The organism is Burkholderia crassaminum (assembly GCF_964265005.1).
In the GTDB taxonomy this organism is placed as follows: Bacteria; Pseudomonadota; Gammaproteobacteria; order Burkholderiales; family Burkholderiaceae; genus Burkholderia.
In genome coordinates, this window is record NZ_OZ183799.1 from 1,956,427 (window position 1) to 1,972,134 (window position 15,708).

At 67.1% G+C, this 15,708-nt stretch carries 18 protein-coding genes and 1 pseudogene; 9 read left to right on the forward strand and 10 right to left on the reverse strand.

Annotated elements, in window-relative coordinates:
- The first annotated feature begins 210 nt into the window (after positions 1–210).
- From ACPTTF_RS08980 to ACPTTF_RS08995, 4 genes are all read left to right on the forward strand, one after another.
- A complete protein-coding gene (locus tag ACPTTF_RS08980; RefSeq protein ID WP_423370956.1) occupies positions 211–1,311 on the forward strand; it encodes an NAD(P)H-dependent flavin oxidoreductase in 1,101 nt (366 codons plus the stop codon).
- A 202-nt stretch (positions 1,312–1,513) separates the two neighbouring features.
- A complete protein-coding gene (locus ACPTTF_RS08985) occupies positions 1,514–1,885 on the forward strand; it encodes a GFA family protein (protein WP_423370957.1) in 372 nt (123 codons plus the stop codon).
- Positions 1,882–2,010, forward strand: a complete 129-nt coding sequence (locus tag ACPTTF_RS08990; RefSeq protein WP_423370958.1) for a hypothetical protein — start codon at positions 1,882–1,884, stop codon at positions 2,008–2,010. The genes ACPTTF_RS08985 and ACPTTF_RS08990 overlap by 4 nt, the downstream gene beginning before the upstream one ends.
- Before the next feature lie 124 nt (positions 2,011–2,134).
- Positions 2,135–2,590: a MarR family winged helix-turn-helix transcriptional regulator gene (locus tag ACPTTF_RS08995; protein ID WP_423370959.1), complete on the forward strand. Its 456-nt coding sequence runs from the start codon at positions 2,135–2,137 to the stop codon at positions 2,588–2,590.
- Between the two features lie 48 nt (positions 2,591–2,638).
- Here ACPTTF_RS08995 and ACPTTF_RS09000 read toward each other — a convergent pair whose 3' ends face one another.
- The 3 genes from ACPTTF_RS09000 to ACPTTF_RS09010 form a co-directional block, all read right to left on the reverse strand.
- The gene (locus ACPTTF_RS09000) at positions 2,639–3,355 is read right to left on the reverse strand and encodes a GNAT family N-acetyltransferase (RefSeq protein ID WP_423370960.1); all 717 of its coding nucleotides are present in this window, start codon (positions 3,353–3,355) and stop codon (positions 2,639–2,641) included.
- Positions 3,356–3,484: 129 nt separating this feature from the next.
- Entirely contained in the window at positions 3,485–4,870 is a 1,386-nt protein-coding gene (locus tag ACPTTF_RS09005) for an ATP-binding protein (protein ID WP_423370961.1), read from the reverse strand.
- Positions 4,867–5,532: a response regulator transcription factor gene (locus ACPTTF_RS09010; protein WP_423370962.1), complete on the reverse strand. Its 666-nt coding sequence runs from the start codon at positions 5,530–5,532 to the stop codon at positions 4,867–4,869. Before ACPTTF_RS09010 ends, ACPTTF_RS09005 begins: the two co-directional genes overlap by 4 nt.
- Positions 5,533–5,825: 293 nt before the next feature.
- On the opposite strand from ACPTTF_RS09010, the gene ACPTTF_RS09015 reads away from it, so the two are divergent.
- Together ACPTTF_RS09015 and ACPTTF_RS09020 are read left to right on the forward strand one after the other, a co-directional pair.
- On the forward strand, positions 5,826–6,353 hold the full coding sequence (locus ACPTTF_RS09015; protein ID WP_166964708.1) for a DedA family protein: 528 nt from the start codon (positions 5,826–5,828) through the stop codon (positions 6,351–6,353).
- A gap of 43 nt (positions 6,354–6,396) precedes the next feature.
- Positions 6,397–7,002, forward strand: a pseudogene (locus tag ACPTTF_RS09020) (class I SAM-dependent methyltransferase); the annotation flags it as partial.
- A gap of 377 nt (positions 7,003–7,379) precedes the next feature.
- Here the strand turns inward: ACPTTF_RS09020 and ACPTTF_RS09025 are convergent.
- The 4 genes from ACPTTF_RS09025 to ACPTTF_RS09040 all read right to left on the reverse strand — a co-directional run bounded on the left by ACPTTF_RS09025 (position 7,380) and on the right by ACPTTF_RS09040 (position 8,997).
- Entirely contained in the window at positions 7,380–7,715 is a 336-nt protein-coding gene (locus ACPTTF_RS09025; RefSeq protein ID WP_423370963.1) for a DUF4148 domain-containing protein, read from the reverse strand.
- 73 nt (positions 7,716–7,788) lie between these two features.
- Positions 7,789–8,115 carry a DUF4148 domain-containing protein gene (locus ACPTTF_RS09030; RefSeq protein ID WP_166964477.1) on the reverse strand — a complete coding sequence of 109 codons (327 nt, stop codon included), beginning with the start codon at positions 8,113–8,115 and terminating at the stop codon, positions 7,789–7,791.
- Between the two features lie 64 nt (positions 8,116–8,179).
- The gene (locus tag ACPTTF_RS09035) at positions 8,180–8,506 is read right to left on the reverse strand and encodes a DUF4148 domain-containing protein (RefSeq protein ID WP_423370964.1); all 327 of its coding nucleotides are present in this window, start codon (positions 8,504–8,506) and stop codon (positions 8,180–8,182) included.
- A 71-nt stretch (positions 8,507–8,577) separates the two neighbouring features.
- Positions 8,578–8,997, reverse strand: coding sequence for an organic hydroperoxide resistance protein (locus ACPTTF_RS09040; protein WP_423370965.1), 420 nt, complete (start codon positions 8,995–8,997; stop codon positions 8,578–8,580).
- A gap of 390 nt (positions 8,998–9,387) precedes the next feature.
- On the opposite strand from ACPTTF_RS09040, the gene ACPTTF_RS09045 reads away from it, so the two are divergent.
- Positions 9,388–10,707, forward strand: a complete 1,320-nt coding sequence (locus ACPTTF_RS09045; RefSeq protein WP_423370966.1) for an MFS transporter — start codon at positions 9,388–9,390, stop codon at positions 10,705–10,707.
- A gap of 56 nt (positions 10,708–10,763) precedes the next feature.
- On the opposite strand, the gene ACPTTF_RS09050 is transcribed toward ACPTTF_RS09045, so the two are convergent.
- On the reverse strand, positions 10,764–11,651 hold the full coding sequence (locus ACPTTF_RS09050) for a LysR family transcriptional regulator (RefSeq protein ID WP_166964484.1): 888 nt from the start codon (positions 11,649–11,651) through the stop codon (positions 10,764–10,766).
- Between the two features lie 103 nt (positions 11,652–11,754).
- Here ACPTTF_RS09050 and ACPTTF_RS09055 point away from each other — a divergent pair, with 103 nt between their 5' ends.
- Positions 11,755–13,008: an alpha-hydroxy acid oxidase gene (locus ACPTTF_RS09055; protein ID WP_423371864.1), complete on the forward strand. Its 1,254-nt coding sequence runs from the start codon at positions 11,755–11,757 to the stop codon at positions 13,006–13,008.
- A 43-nt stretch (positions 13,009–13,051) separates the two neighbouring features.
- Here the strand turns inward: ACPTTF_RS09055 and ACPTTF_RS09060 are convergent, their stop codons facing one another.
- Complete coding sequence (locus ACPTTF_RS09060; protein ID WP_423370967.1) at positions 13,052–13,516, reverse strand: RidA family protein; 465 nt, start codon at positions 13,514–13,516, stop codon at positions 13,052–13,054.
- Positions 13,517–13,724: 208 nt separating this feature from the next.
- Here ACPTTF_RS09060 and ACPTTF_RS09065 point away from each other — a divergent pair, with 208 nt between their 5' ends.
- A complete protein-coding gene (locus tag ACPTTF_RS09065; RefSeq protein WP_423370968.1) occupies positions 13,725–14,690 on the forward strand; it encodes a LysR substrate-binding domain-containing protein in 966 nt (321 codons plus the stop codon).
- A 31-nt stretch (positions 14,691–14,721) separates the two neighbouring features.
- Here the strand turns inward: ACPTTF_RS09065 and ACPTTF_RS09070 are convergent, their stop codons facing one another.
- Positions 14,722–15,429 (reverse strand): SDR family NAD(P)-dependent oxidoreductase, encoded by a 708-nt coding sequence (locus tag ACPTTF_RS09070; protein WP_423370969.1) that lies wholly within the window; start codon positions 15,427–15,429, stop codon positions 14,722–14,724.
- Positions 15,430–15,708: the final 279 nt, after the last annotated feature.

Below are 15,708 nucleotides of genomic sequence, written 5' to 3' on the forward strand. Positions count from 1 at the left end.
GTGCCGCGCCGAGAAATGGCGATGACGGACACCGTCGCCGCAATGGCCAACACCATCCCGCGCGGCTGCCTATCGTTTTCCACAGACCTTTTACGCGACCGGCCGCACGTGCGGCACGACCAACACGCACCGGTCCGATCCCGGCCCACGTGCTTCGGCCCGCATCCGGCCGAAGCATTTCGATGACGGATCTTGCAGGAGGCAAGCGACATGAATCAATCGACCGACAACCGGACGCTGTTGCGCACGCTCGGCATGCGCGCACCGATCGTCCAGGCGCCGATGGCCGGCGTCAGCACACCGGCGCTGGCGGCCGCCGTGTCGAACGCGGGCGGGCTCGGCTCGCTCGGCGTGGGCGCGACGAACGCCGACGGCGCCCGCAAGATGATCCACGACACACGCGCGCTCACCGACCGGCCGTTCAACATCAACGTGTTCTGCCATCAGCCGGCGCGCGCCGACGCAGCCGTCGAACGCGCGTGGCTCGACTGGCTCGCGCCGGCTTTCCGCGAATACGGCGCGACGCCCCCGGCATCGCTGTCGGAAATCTATACGAGTTTCATCGCGGACAACGCGATGCAGGCGCTGCTCGTCGAAGCAAAACCGGCCGTCGTCAGCTTCCATTTCGGACTGCCGTCGGCGAACGTGATCGCTGCGCTGAAACGCGCGGGCGTCACGTTGTTCGCGACCGCGACGAATCTCGACGAGGCACGCCAGATCGCCGCCGCCGGCATCGACGCGATCGTCGCGCAGGGCATCGAAGCGGGCGGCCATCGTGGCGTGTTCGATTCGACCGCCCATGACGACCGCCTCGGCACGTTCGCGCTCACGCGCCTGATCGTGCGCGAATGCGCACTGCCGGTGATCGCCGCCGGCGGCATCATGGACGGCGAGGGCATCGCCGCCGCGCTCGCGCTCGGCGCGCAGGCCGCGCAGCTCGGCACGGCGTTCGTCGCGTGCCCCGAGACGTCGATCGACGACGGTTATCGCCGCGCGCTGCTCGGCGACGCGGCCCGACGCACGACGTTCACGGCCGCGATCTCCGGCCGGACCGCGCGCGGCATCGCGAACCGGCTGACCGCGCTCGGCGACGACCCGCAGGCGCCGGTCACGCCCGCGTACCCGATCGCCTACGACGCCGGCAAGGCGCTGCATGCGGCCGCGAAGGCGAAGGGTGAATTCGGCTACGGCGCGCAGTGGGCCGGGCAGGCGGCGCCGCTCGTGCGGCAGTTGCCGGCTGCCGAGCTGTTCGCCACGCTCGAACGCGAAACGCGGGTGGCGATCGAGCGGATGCAGCACGTGCTGGATTGATCGCGCGATCCGGGATCCGCGGGCGGCGGGCCGCACGCACATGCCGGCGATCGGTGAACGCAACCCGATCCGGGCCGCCACGCTTCGCCGCCCGCCGCCGATTTGCAATGTTCTGTATCTGCGCGAACCGCGGATACATCGCGATACATCGCAGGTTCGGGCGTCCGCTATAAAGCAGGCATGACCTCTTCCGGAGTGCCTCATGTCTGCAACCTGGTTCAAAGGGTCCTGCCATTGCGGGGCCGTCAGATTCGAAGTCCGAACCACTGTCACGCCGGCGGTTCGCTGCAACTGCAGCCTGTGCCGCCGGCGCGGCGCGCTGATGAGCCCGATGTTCGCCGCGGGCGAACTGAAGATCGTCGAAGGCGAGGGCGCGCTGACGTGCTACCACTTCAACACACACACCGCGCGCCATTATTTCTGCCGCCATTGCGGCGTCTATCCGTTCCATCAGACGCGCAAGGACCCGGCCTGCTGGCGCGTCAATCTCGGCTGCCTCGAAGGAATCGACCCGTATGCGCTCGACGCGACGGTCGCCGACGGCGCGAGCCTCTCGGTCGTGGAGGACGCATGAAACGCTGGCTGATGATCCTGCTGTTTGCCGCAGGCGGGGTCGCGACCGAAATCGCGCATCCGGTGCAATGCACGCTGCTGTCGGCGAACCGCGTGCAGACCGGCAAGCGCCGCAGGCCAGATTGACGGCGCGCCGCCCGCGTCGCGTCCCTCGTCGGTTCATCGAGGCCGATTTATCATGCTTCCGATAAGATCGCACGCGATATATAATCCGTCCATCTGCGGCCGTTCGCGTCGCTGGAGGACATTCATGAAACCGACCGAAGCACCATCCGTCGCCGCGCCGAAGCTGTCCGAGTTCCTGTGCTTTGCGATCTACTCGACGAACCTCGCGTTCGGCAAGGCGTACAAGCCGATCCTCGAAGAGCTGGGCCTCACGTACACGCAATACATCACGATCATTGCGCTATGGGAACAGGACAACCAGACGGTCGGCCAGCTCGGCGAGAAGCTGTTCCTCGAATCCAATACGCTGACGCCGATCCTGAAGAAGCTCGAGGCGATGGGCTACCTGGAGCGGCACCGCGATCCGTCGGATGAACGCCAGGTGCTCGTCAGCCTGACGAAGAGCGGCCGCCGCGTGCGCGAGAAAGGGCTCGACATGAACCTGGTCGAAGCCACCGGGCTGAAGCCGGACGAATTCGCGAAGATGCAGAAGGCAATCGTCACGTTGCGCGGCAACCTGATCCGGGCGACCGACGAATAACCCCCCCGGGAACCGGCGGCCGGCACGTGCATCGTGCCGGCCGCGTCGTCATGCGTGCCCGTCGCCCAGCACCAGCAGGTGCATCTCGCGGCGCACGACAAAACCCAGTGCGAGATAGCGCTCGATCGCAACCTGGTTGGACGTGAGGACGTGCAGGAAAGGCGTTTGCGCGCGCGCATCGATCGCCGCAATCAACGACCGGATCAGACGTGCCGCCAGCCCTTGCCGCCGAAACGCGGCATCCACGCAGACGGCGCTGATCTCGGTATACCCGTCGACCTGCATCCGCTCGCCGGCCATCGCGGCCAGCCTGCCTTCGCTGCGGATACCGATGTAGTGGCCGAGCTCGAATGTGCGCGGCCCGAACGGGCCGGGCTGCGCGGCCGTGGTCAGCGCGAGCATCTCCGGCACGTCGGCTTCCGCGAGCGTGACGTGGCCCGTTTCAGGTGTCGGGGCGGGCGTCCCTTGCCAGACCATTTGCAACAGGGTCGCGCGCCGGATCACCGACAGGTCCGCCGGCAATTCGAGCTCGTCCGGCATGACCAGCGCCGCCGGCCCGTGTGCGGCGACCAGTGCACGCAACGCGTCGAACGATGCGTCGCTCGTGTCCTCGATCGCGGCAAACGGCGCGATGGCCGCCGGAAACCGCCATGCACGTCCGTTGCCGAGCGCAAAGCGGCGCTGCCTGCCCGTCAGCGCGTTCCACACCACATGGTCGAGCGGGTGCGCACTGCCTGTCGCGGTTCCGGTCGTTGCATCGGACATCGGCTGCTCCTCGATTGAAGGTTTCGGTTGCACAGCATAGACCGGGACCGGACGGGCAGGGCGCGACGCAGCATCGATCGCGTCACCGGCACGGTGCGGCAGGCGCGGCACGTGTTGCCGAACCCCGTGCTAGCGTTGCCAGCGCGCCGGATCCACCCAGATCGGAAACGACAGGATCACCGCCAGCCCGCTCCCCCCGATACCGGCCGTCACCTCGACCGACCCGCCGTGCGACTCGGCGATTCGCGCGACCAGCGACAGGCCGATGCCGCTGCCCGGCTGCACCGTCCCCGGTACCCGGTAGAAGCGTTCGAGGATTCGCTCGCGCTCGCCGGCCGGCACACCGGGCCCGTCGTCCGCGATACGCAGCCTGACCCGCGCCCCGTCCGCGTCGGCACGGATGTCGCACGTGATCTCGACCCGCCCGCCGTCGCGGCCGTAACGCAGTGCGTTGTCGATCAGGTTGCGCACCGCAATGGCGATTTCGTCCAGGTCGCCCCAGACGCGCACCGGTTCGACCGCGATCCGCATCGTCTGTCGGCGCGCCTGCGCCGTCGTGTCGAAGTCGCTCGCGATCAGCGCAACGAGCCGCGACAGCTCCACCGGCCCATGCTGTTCGGTGCGCGACCCCGCATCCAGCCGCGCCAGTTCGAGCAATTGCCCGGATAGCCGCGCGCTGCGCTCGACGCCGGTTGCGAGCCGGCGCAGTGCCTCGTTCTTGTCCGCCAGGCTGTCCGCCTGCAACGCCACTTCCGCCTGGGCCGACAACGCCGCCAGCGGCGTGCGCAACTCGTGCGCCGCATCGCCGATGAAACGGCGCTCGGTGTCGACAGCCTGACTCAGCCGCGCGAGCAGCCGATTGAACGATTCGACGAGCGGGCGGAGTTCGCGCGGCAGCGTCACGAGCGGCAACGGCGAGAAATCGAACGCGGCCTTGCGCTGGATCGCCTGCTGGACGTCTCGCACCGGCCCGAACGACCAGCGGATCACCCACCAGATCACGACACCCAGCATCCCGAGCATCACCGCCGTATTGAACAGCCCGAGTTGCAGCGCGTTGTTCGCCTTCTCCTGCCAGGTCGTGGCCGGCCCGCCCGTCTGAACGTGAATCCGGCCCGCCGGATCCGACAGCGAGTAGACCCGCCAGGTCTCGTCGTGCGCGGCGCCACGACCGGTGCTCACCCCGTATCCGTCCCGCAGGTCGGCCTTGAGCGCCGGCCCCGGCGCATCCGCGCTGTGCATGACGTTGCGGCCGTCGACCCAGATCTGGAACGCAACGTCGTATTTGCCATACGCGGCTTTCGGCATCACTGCCTGGGCATTCGCGGCAGGCAGGCGATCGATGGCATCCGGCAACGACAGCAGCAGCAGTTGCGCGGCGCTCTCAAGCATGCCGTCGCGCCAGCCGCGCTGTTCACGCCACAGGCCGATGCCGAGAAACGCCCCCCAACTCGCCCAGAACACGACGACCGCCGCCATCACGGTCGCGAGCAGGCGCACGCGTAGCGACTTCATGCCGGGCTCTCGCCGACGCGATAGCCGAAGCCATGCACCGTCACGATCAGTTCGTCGCCGAGCTTGCGCCGAAGTTGATGGATGTACACCGCGATCGTGTTGCTTTCGATCGCGCCGTCGTTGCCGTACACGCGCTCTTCGAGCTGCGTGCGCGTGACGACGCGGCCTTGCCGCTCCATGAGCGCGAGCAGGGTGCGGTACTCGTGGATGCTGAGCGCAACGGGTTCGCCGGCCCGCGTGACTGCCTTGCGTGCCGGATCGACGTGCACGTCGCGGTAGACCAGACGCTCCGACACGCGGCCCTGGCTGCGGCGCGTCAGCGCGCGAAGCCGCGCATAGAGCTCGTCGAGCTGGAACGGCTTCACGAGATAGTCGTCGGCGCCGGCATCGAGGCCACGGATCCGGTCGCTGAGCTGGTCGCGCGCGGTCACGATCAATACCGGCGTCGGGTCGTAGTTCGCGCGCATCGCGGCGAGCAGCGTGAAGCCGGACGCGCCCGGCAGCTGCAGGTCGAGCAGCACCGCGTCGTAGTCGTGGCCGACGAGCGCGAGCCGCGCGGCCGGCACGTCGGCCGACCAGTCCGCGTGCCAGCCGTTCTGCCGGAGGCCGGCGCACACGGCGTCGGCCAGCATCACATCGTCTTCTACCAACAGGATATGCATCGGTTTCGCTCCTCGAATGGCGAGGTCGCCAGCCTGACGGACCGCGATTAAAAACTTCTTAAAGCCAGGGGGCCACGATGCGTGCCGATCGCCGCATTGCCGGTGCAATGCATCTGGCGTTTTCCCGAGAGGCTCGCGATGACCGTGTCACGTCCTTCAATTCCGTTGCTGCAACGCAATGCGGCACGAGGTTCCACCTTCGCGCCGTCCCGGTGCGCGCCATTCTGGCACGGAAGGTCGCGCAGGTTGCGCGCGTCGTGCATGGCGCGCGCCCGCCGCGCGGGAGCGGCGCGATGAACCAGTTCGCCACGCTCGTCCCGTTCGGCCTCGCGCTCAGCCTGGCCAGCGCCAACAGCATTGCCTGCCTCGTCGGCCTGTCGCTGATCGAACGGCTGATTCCCGTGCTGCCGTCCCACGTGCTCCTCACGATGATCGGCGTCGCCTGCGCGCAAGGCGCATGGACGCTGCCGGAAGCGATCGTCGTCACAGCGCTCGGCAGCTTCGCCGGCTGCCTGTTGCATTACGCGCTCGGCAACCTGTGGCCGGAAGACAGCGTGCTGACCCTGCTGCGCCGCATCGCGCCGCTCGGCAGGCTGCAGCCCGCAAGAATGGACGCGCTGATCGAGGGAATCCGCGCGCGGCCCGCGCGGCTCGCACTCTGGTCGCAACTGGTGCCGTTCGTCCGGCTCGTCGCACCGGCGCTCGCCGGCTTGCTGGAAACGAGTTTCGCGCGATTCGCGTCCGGCGCCGCGGCCGGCATCGCGCTATGGAACACGCTGTTCATCACGGCGGGTTACCTGGCCGCGCACGCGGCCGCCTAGTCCGACCTGTCGTTGACCGATCGATCCCGCCTGGAGCCTGTCGATGCGAATCCCCGAATGGATGCTGTTCCTGCGTACCTGGTTGCGCCATCCGCGCCGGGTCGGTGCGCTCGCGCCGTCCGGCCCGGCGCTCGCCGCGCTGATCACCGCCGATATTCCGCGCGACGGTGCCGCCGTGATCGAACTCGGTGCGGGCACCGGCGTGTTCACGCGCGCATTGCTCGCGCGCGGCGTCGCGAGCGACCGGCTGGTGCTGGTGGAAGCCGATCCCGCTTTCGCGAGCGCACTGCGGCAGCAGTTTCCCGCGCTGCGGATCATGCAGATGGATGCGGCGCAACTCGGCATGACGGGCGACTTCTTCGGCGGCGCGCGCGCGGATGCCGTCGTCAGCGGGTTGCCGCTCGTCGCGATGCCGGTCGAACAGGCCGTCGCGATCGTTCACTGCGCGTTCGCGCGCCACCTCGCTGCGGAGGGCGCGTTCTACCAGTTCACCTATGTGCCGCGCTGCCCGATTCCAGCGCGCTACCTGGAGGCCATGCGCCTTCGCGCCGTCCGGGTTGGTGTCGCGTGGATGAACTTTCCGCCGGCCATCGTGTATCGCTTCGAACGCCGGATCGATGCGGTTCGTCGTCAGTGGCCCGGTGTACGGTTGCATCGTGATGTGGTTGCGGAAGCAACTATTTTGCGCGGCCTGGATGCCACGCTGAATCCCCATACGCCGTCACTCAATTCAAGTGGCGCCGGGACATCGACGCACGGACATCCATCAACGTGAACGCGCGCCGGAGTGGGGGGCTGCTCTGCCTGCTGTCTCTTCCTGCATGCTTGCTGATCGCGAGAACCAGCGGCTGCATCGGCGCTGCGCACGATCGATTCCCGGGCCGACGCAAGTAACGGATGCACGTCTGCCTGCAACGCTGCGTTCCGTCGAAGTCCGACGAGGCGCGCGTCGTGCTCGCGCGCCCCCGTTCCTCACACGTCGTACCGAACTGCCCGGATGCGCGCGGCGATTCCGACACGCCATGCTCAATGGCCGAAGTAGATCGACCGCTCCGCCGTGCGAACCGCGCTGCGGCTGCCCGACTGCGTCGCACTGACGGCGTCGCCGCCGTAACCGGACGCCTGCGACTCGACCGCAACTGCAACCGCATCGTTGTCGTGGACCCGGCGCAGCGCAGCCTGGAGGTTGTCCGGATAGTTCGGGTCGTTGGGGCGGTTCGGCAGGTAGCCGGCCTTCTGCAGCGCGGCCAGTTCGGCACGCACCTGCGTACGCGTCACGGTGCTTTCGCCAGCGTACGTCGGCGCGGCAACGGTGGCCGACACCGCAACAAGAAGGGCGGCGATCAGTTGGGTCTTCATCATTCACCTCGACAAGAAATAAGGATTCAGCGGTTGCGCACCGTGCGCCGGCAACCGGCGCCGTTCGCGGTTTCGTTCAATGACCGAAGTAGATCGAGCGTTCGGCGATGCGTGTCGCGGGCCGGCTGCCCGATTGCGTCGCGGCGACGGCATCGCTGCCGTAACCGGATGTCGCCGCGTCGGCCACCGCGGTGTCGTTCGCGTGAATGCGTGTCAGCGCGGCCTGCAGATCGTCCGGATAGTGCGGATCGTTCGCGCGGCCCGGCCGATAGCCTGCCTGTTCGAGCTGGACGAGCTCGGCACGCACCTGCGCACGGGACACGACGGCTTCATCGGCGAATGCCGGTACGGCAGCGGAGGCGGAAACGGCCACGAGAAGGGCTGCGATCAATTGGGTTTTCATCATTTACCTCGACAGAACAGGATGAGAAGGGATTCAGGGTTCGCGTATCGACGACGCACCGCGCTCAATGACCGAAATACACCGAGCGGTCGGCCACGCTGAGCGCATGCCGGCGGCCCGATTGCGTTGCCGCATCTCCATTGCCGCCGTAGCCGGACGCCGGGTCGTTGCTCGCGACCGCATCGGCCGCGTGGGTCTGCGTGAGGGCGGCCTGGAGATCGTCCGGATAGGTTGCGTCGGTCGCGCGATTCAGCGGGTAGCCGGCCTGTTGCAGCTGCGCGAGCTCGGCACGCACCTGCGCACGCGTCACGGCGGCTTCGCTGGAGAACGCCGGTGCGGCAACGGAGGCCGAAACAGCGACGAGAAGGGTGGAGATCAGTCGGGTATTCATCATTCACCTCGAAAAGAAACCATGGAAAGCGGGCATTCGGTCAGGCGGCGCCAGGCCGCCTGACGCAACGTTCAAGCGATACGGATGTCGACGTCGATGTTGCCGCGCGTCGCCTTCGAATACGGGCAGGTCTGGTGTGCGGCATCGACGATGCGCTGCGCGACGTCGCGCTCGAGCCCCGGCACGTTCACGTTCAGGCGGGCCTGCAGGAAGTACGCGTTGCCGGCGGTGCCGAGATCCACTTCGGCGTCGACCGCGAGATCGGCCGGCAACGTCACCTTCGCGGCGCGCGCCGCAAGCTGCATCGCGCCGATGAAGCAGGCCGTCCAGCCGGCCGCGAACAGTTGCTCCGGGTTGGTGCCGGTGCCGGCGCTGCCCGGCGACGACAACTGGATATCGAGGCGGCCGTCGGAACTGCGCGCCGCGCCGTCGCGCCCGCCCGAAGTCGTATGCGTCTTGCCCGTGTACAGCACGTTTTCGATCTTGCTCATCATTTGCTCCGTCAGTTGGCTGGTTTGTCTCAGATGCGATTCGATCGCATGCGACGCAGTTTGGTCTTGGCGACCACCCACGTCAAGCGTATTCGATTAAATCGCATGCGATATTTTGTATTTCAATGTATCCGGAACGCGGAGCGCCTTCCGGGACAAGACTTTCCGCCGATCGATCCCTGATAATCGGGGAACAGTGAACGATGCCGGAACGGAAGCGGGAAGGGGGAGCCACCGGCCTGACTTTCCATAAAGCGAACAGGTTCCTTGTCATTATTTCGCTTTCTACAATGTGACGTCTCTTCTAACCTTGCCGCACCCGATCGCAAGCGGCCCACGCACGGCCCGCACTTGCACGGACCACAAGCACAATCGAAACGGAGACATTACGTGTCGCGCGTCAGCCCTCTTGCAACGGCCACGGATTCCCGGCCGACCGGAACCCTCGCGAACCTCCGATCCATCTTCAGCGGATCGGTAGGCAACCTCATCGAGTATTACGACTGGTACGTGTATTCCGCGTTTTCGCTGTACTTCGCGAAGGCGTTCTTTCCCAACGGCAACCTGACCGTACAGTTGCTGAACACGGCGGCCATCTTTGCCGTCGGCTTCGTCATGCGCCCGATCGGCGGCTGGCTCGTCGGCCTGTACGCGGATCGCCACGGACGCAAGGCCGCGCTGCTCGTCTCGGTGCTGGCGATGTGCGTCGGCTCGCTGATCATCGGCCTGACCCCCGGCTATGACACCATCGGCATTGCCGCGCCCGTGCTCCTGGTCTTCGCGCGACTGCTGCAAGGGCTGAGCCTCGGCGGCGAATACGCGAGCTCGGCGACGTACCTGAGCGAGATGGCCGACAAATCCCGTCGCGGCTTTTATTCGAGCTTCCTGTTCGCGACCCTGTCGCTCGGCCAGTTGCTCGCGATGGGCGTGCTGGTCGTGCTGCAGCAGTTTTTCCTGACCACCGCGCAACTCGAAAGCTGGGGATGGCGCATCCCGTTCCTGCTCGGATCGCTGCTGGCCTGCAGCGCGATCTTCCTGCGCAGCAACATGAAGGAAACGGCATCGTTCGAGCAGCATCGCCGCAGCAAGCGCCGCCACGCGTCGATCGCCGACCTGCTTCACCACAAACGCGAGTGCCTGATCGTGGCCGGGCTGACGCTCGGCGGCACGGTCGCGTTTTATGCGTATACGACGTACATGCAGAAATTCCTCGTCAACAGCGCGGGGATGAGCAAGGCCGACGCATCGATGGTCTCCGTGATCAGCCTGCTGGCGTTCGTCGCGATGCAGCCGATCTTCGGCAGCCTGTCCGATCGCGTCGGGCGTCGCCCGCTGCTGATCGCGTTCGGCGTACTCGGCACGCTCTGCACCGTGCCGATTTTCCAGGCGCTCCGCGGGGTTCAGACCACTGGCGCCGCGCTGGCGCTGATCGTCGTCGCGCTGCTGATCGTCAGCCTGTATTCATCGGTCAGCGCGGTGGCCAAGGCCGAACTGTTTCCGGTCGGCGTGCGCGCACTGGGCGTCGGCTTGCCGTACGCGATCACGGTGTCGCTGTTCGGCGGAACGGCCGAATACGTCGCGCTGTGGATGAAGAGCATCGGACACGAAGCGTGGTTCTTCTACTACGTGTCGGCATGCGTGCTCGTGTCGCTGCTGTGCTACCTGTGGATGCCCGATCCCAAGCAGGTCTCGCGCATCGACGAAGCGTGACGACGGCACGCATCTTCGGGACCGCCCGCGCCTGACGCCGGGCGGCAAGTCACGGTTCAGCGGAAATCCGCGTACTGCCGCACCAGCGACAGCATCGACGGAATCAGCCCGCGCACGTCGCCGCGGCGCCACTGGAACGCATATTGAAGCGGCGCCAGCGGCGGCTCGCTCGTCAGTTGCACGAGATGGCCGCCCGGCCGCGCGCGCGCCCAGTCGACAGGCAGGAAGCCGATGCCGACGCCTTCGCCCAGCATGCCGGCCACCGCACTCCAGTTGTTGCACGCGATCCTGCGCGCGTGATTGATGCCGCACGCGAGCAGCCAGTCGTCGAGAATACGCGTCACGCCCGAACCGGACGGCAGCAGCACCAGCGCATGGCTGGCGAGCAGCGCCGGCGTCAGCACGCGCTCGCGGCCGACCAGCGCCTCGGCCGCCATCCACGCGAACCGCGCTTCCGCCACCGGCTGCGACAGCACGCTGCCGCGTGACGACCGGCCGGCGATCACCGCGAAATCCAGTTCACCGGCGTCGACTTTCTCCTCCAGTGCCGCGCCCACGTCGACATACGGCTCCAGCGCCAGCTTCGGGTGCAGCTTCTGGACCGCCGCCACGAAGCGCGGCAGCCACGTCAGCGCCGACAGTTCGCCGACGCCGAAGCGCAGCCGGCCGCTCAATCCTTCGTCCCTGGCAACCGATTCCTGCAGCGCGGCCACGGACTCGAGCACCCGCACCACGGCCGGCAGCAGCGCCTCGCCGTCGTCGGTCAGCACGGCCCGATGGCCGCTCCGGTCGAACAGCGTGCGCTCGACGACCTGCTCCAGTTCGTTGATGCGCTTGGACAGCGACGACACCGACAGATGCAGCCGTTGCGCCGCGGTCGAGAAGTTTGCGCAGGTCGCCGCCCAGTAGAACGCGTCGAGCTGCTTGAGAGTCGGAGTGGCCATTGTCTTTCGCTTTTATCGAACAAATTCATTGGAAGATTATCGCTTTTTAAGCACGGCGCGCGTACCTAAAATTCCACCATCGATTCGAAAACAGGTCGCAGACATGACTCCTTCCGCCTCATCCGTTCCCGGAACAAGCCGCCCCCTGACCGATGCGCGCGTGCCGCACATGCCGCGCGTGCTGCGCAAAATGCTGTGCCTTCACGATTTCGAAGCCGCGGCACGTCGCGCGCTGCCGCGCCCGATCTTCGGCTACGTCAGCGGCGCCGCGGAAGACAACCGCACGCGCGACGACAACCGTGCCGTGTTCGACGAGTACGGGTTTGCAACGCGCGTGCTGCGCAACGTTTCGCAGCGGCAGCAGGGCGTCGAACTGTTCGGACGACACTACGCGTCGCCGTTCGGCATCGCGCCGATGGGGATCCACGCGCTGTCGGCCTATCGCGGCGATATCGTGCTGGCGCGTGCCGCGCAGCGCGCGGGCATCGCGTCGATCATGAGCGGCTCGTCGCTCATTCCCCTGGAGGAGGTCGCCGCCGCCGCGCCAGGCACCTGGTTCCAGGCCTACCTGCCAGGGGACGCAAGCCGCATCAGCGCGCTGCTCGAACGCGTGGCGCGTGCCGGCTACCGGACGCTCGTGATCACGGTCGACATCCCCGTGTCCGCGAATCGCGAAAACAACGTGCGTACCGGCTTCACCACGCCGCTGCGCCCCGGGCCGCGCCTGTTCTGGGACGGCATCGTGCGCCCGCGCTGGCTCGCGGGCACCTTCGCGCGGACGCTGCTCGCGCACGGCATGCCGCATTTCGAGAACTCCTTCGCCACACGCGGCGCGCCGATCCTGTCGTCCACGGTGCAGCGGGATTTCTCGGCCCGCGACCATCTCGACTGGGGGCACCTGGAACGGATCCGGCAGGAATGGAAGGGCGAACTGGTGATCAAGGGCATCCTCAGTGTGGACGATGCCGTCATCGCCCGCGACGCGGGTGCCGACGGCATCATCCTGTCGAACCATGGCGGCCGCCAGCTTGACGGCGCGGTCTCGCCGATGCGGATCCTGCCCGACGTGGTTCGGGCGCTGGGCGCGGACTATCCGGTGATGATCGACAGCGGTTTTCGTCGCGGGTCGGACGTACTGAAAGCGGTCGCGATGGGCGCGCGCATGGTGTTCGTCGGGCGGCCGTTCAATTATGCGGCGGCCGTGGCCGGCGAAGCCGGCGTCATGCACGCGATCGGCCTGCTGCGCGACGAAGTGGACCGGAACATGGCCATGCTGGGCGTCGAGCAGTGCAGCGGTCTGACGCCCGACGTGCTGATTCGGAAAGCCGGCGTGCCGGCGTCGCTCACGGCCGTGTAGCGCGGGGGGAGGCCGGTCGCCGCCCCATGGGGCGGCCGACAAGTCACGCCGGGTCGATCTCGGCAATCACGACGAGGATCACGGCCGCGTCGGCCGGCAACTGGCGCTGGGAGAACGCCGAGCGCGCGTGTCCCGCCTTGTCGCCCAGCACGGCGGCGAACAGGTCCGACGCGCCGTCGATCACGGCCGGCTGCCCGAAAAAGCCGTCCGCCGAACTCACGTGCCCCTCGACACGCACGATCTTGCGCAGGCGCCCGAACCCGCCCAGGTGCCGGCGGATCTGCGCGAGCACGTTCAGCGCCGCCAGCCGGGCGGCATGCTTGCCTGCGTCGACGCTCAACTGCTCGCCGACGCGGCCGGTATAGGCGACCTTGCCGTCGACGAGCGGCAGTTGTCCCGAGACGAACAGCAGGTTGCCGGCTTCGCTGACGGCCGTATAGCTGCCGAGCGGGTTCGGCGGTTCGGGTAACGCGAGGCCGAGGTCGGCCAGCTTCTGTTCGACGGTCATGTCGTGCTCCTTGCGGAAAAAGGTTCGGCGATCGGTGCTGCCTGTGAGTCACTGTAGTCACGCGGCCGAAGCCGGTAAATGTCGGCAGGGCAATTGATTCGCGACGCGATGTAACGAATCACGCCATGCGTGCCCGCTGGTTTCCCGCACGAGATTCATGCACACTCGTTGCTCCATCGCGCGCCACATGCCGGAGACGGCAGGAACCATGCAACGACAATTCGACGACCTGCTGCTGGGCAGCATCGAGCTGTTCTGTCTTGCCGCCGAACTCGGCAGCTTCACACTTGCGGCCAACGCGGCGAGCGTCACGCCGGCCGCGGTCAGCCGGTCGGTCGCGCGGCTCGAGCAGCGTCTCGGCGTGCGGCTGTTCGTGCGCACGACACGCCAGATCCGCCTGACGGATTCCGGCCGCCGCTACTTCGAGCAATGCCGCGACGCGCTGTCGCAACTCGTCGACGCGGAGCGCGAGGCGACCGGCGAGCAGGCAACGCCCGCCGGCTTGCTGCGGATCAGCATGCCGACGCCGTACGGGCACTATCGCGTGCTGCCGTTGCTGCCGGCGTTTCGCGAGCGGTATCCGGACGTACGCGTCGAAACCCACCTGAGCAACCGCAACATCGATTTCGCCGAGGAAGGCTACGATCTCGCGATCCGCGGACGCGCGCCGGCCGATTCGAACCTGGTCGCACGCAAGCTGGAGGACGCCGAACTCGTGGTCGTCGCGACGCCCGCGTATCTGAAGCGCGCGGGCACGCCGACCGCCGTCGACGATCTGCATGCGCACGAGTGCATTCAATTCGAGCTGCCGAGCAGCGGGCGGCCGGTGCCGTGGCTGTTCAACGATGGACCGGAGGAAGTCGACGTCGCGACGACCGGCAGTTACGGCACGTCGGGTGACTACCTCGCCGGCGTGACGCTCGCACGCAGCGGTGCGGGCCTGTTCCAGACCTATCGCTTCATCGTCGAGCAGGATCTGCGCGCCGGCACGCTCGTGGACGTGCTGTCCGGCGTAGGTGGCCGGTCGCGGCCATTCATGCTGCTGTATCCGCATGCGCGCTTTATGTCGTCGCGCGTGCGCGTGTTCGTCGATTTTCTGGTCGAACATCTCGCGCACGCGCCCGCCAGGCCGGCGGCCGGGACACGCACCAGACGGGCCCGCGCATCGCGGTAGGCGCGCCGGCTCGCGGCTTCGACGCCGCGGCTCAATGCCCGGCGCTCTGGCCGCCGTCGACATGCAGAATCTCGCCCGTGACGAACGGTGCCGAGTCCAGGTACAGGATCGCGTCGACGATGTCGCTCATTTCGCCCATGCGGCCGACCGGATGCAGCGCCGCGAGGGTCGCGTGCGATTCGGGCGCATGCATCGGCGACTTGATGATGCCGGGCGACACCGCATTCACGCGAATGCCGGCCTTCGCATACTCGATCGCGAGCGACTTCGTCGCCGCATTCAAGCCTCCTTTCGTCAACGATGCGAGCACCGACGGCACGTTGCTGTTCGCGTGGTCGATCAGGCTCGTCGTGATGCTCACCACGTGTCCGCTGCCGTGCTTCTGCATCGCGGCGATCGCATGCTGCGTGACGTGGAAGAAACCGCTCAGGTTGACGCTCGTGACTTGCGCATAGTCGTCCGCGGTGTATTGCGTGAACGGCTTCGCGACGAAGATGCCGGCGTTGTTGACGAGCGTGTCGACGCGGCCGAAGTGCTCGATGGCGGCGTCGACCACGCGCCGTGCGACGGCCGGGTCGCCGATGTCGCCCGCAACGGTGACGAGATCGGGATCGTTCGACGGCCCGATCGAACGGGATGTCGCGACGACACGATGGCCGCGTGCGCGGAATGCGCGGACGGTTTCCGCGCCGATGCCTTGCGATGCGCCGGTGACGATAATGACTTTGGATGCGCTCATGATTTGCCTCGATAGGTGAAGGGGTCTCGGCTTCGGTGCCGAACGGATCGTTGGATCCGATGGGCAAACTGTAGGCGCGCCGGCCGCGATCTCGAATACCCACCGTGGAGCAACAGTCTTGCGTCGCGGGAACAAATGCGGGGAGGGGAAGTGTCTGCGGTTGGCGCAACCCGTCAGGACGTTCAGGCGTGGACGCCCCAAGGCCGCCCGGCGTCGCGGCGTCGCCCGACGGCACGGGCCCTGATCGCCGCTTCAGTCATGTAATCACGTGTAATCGCT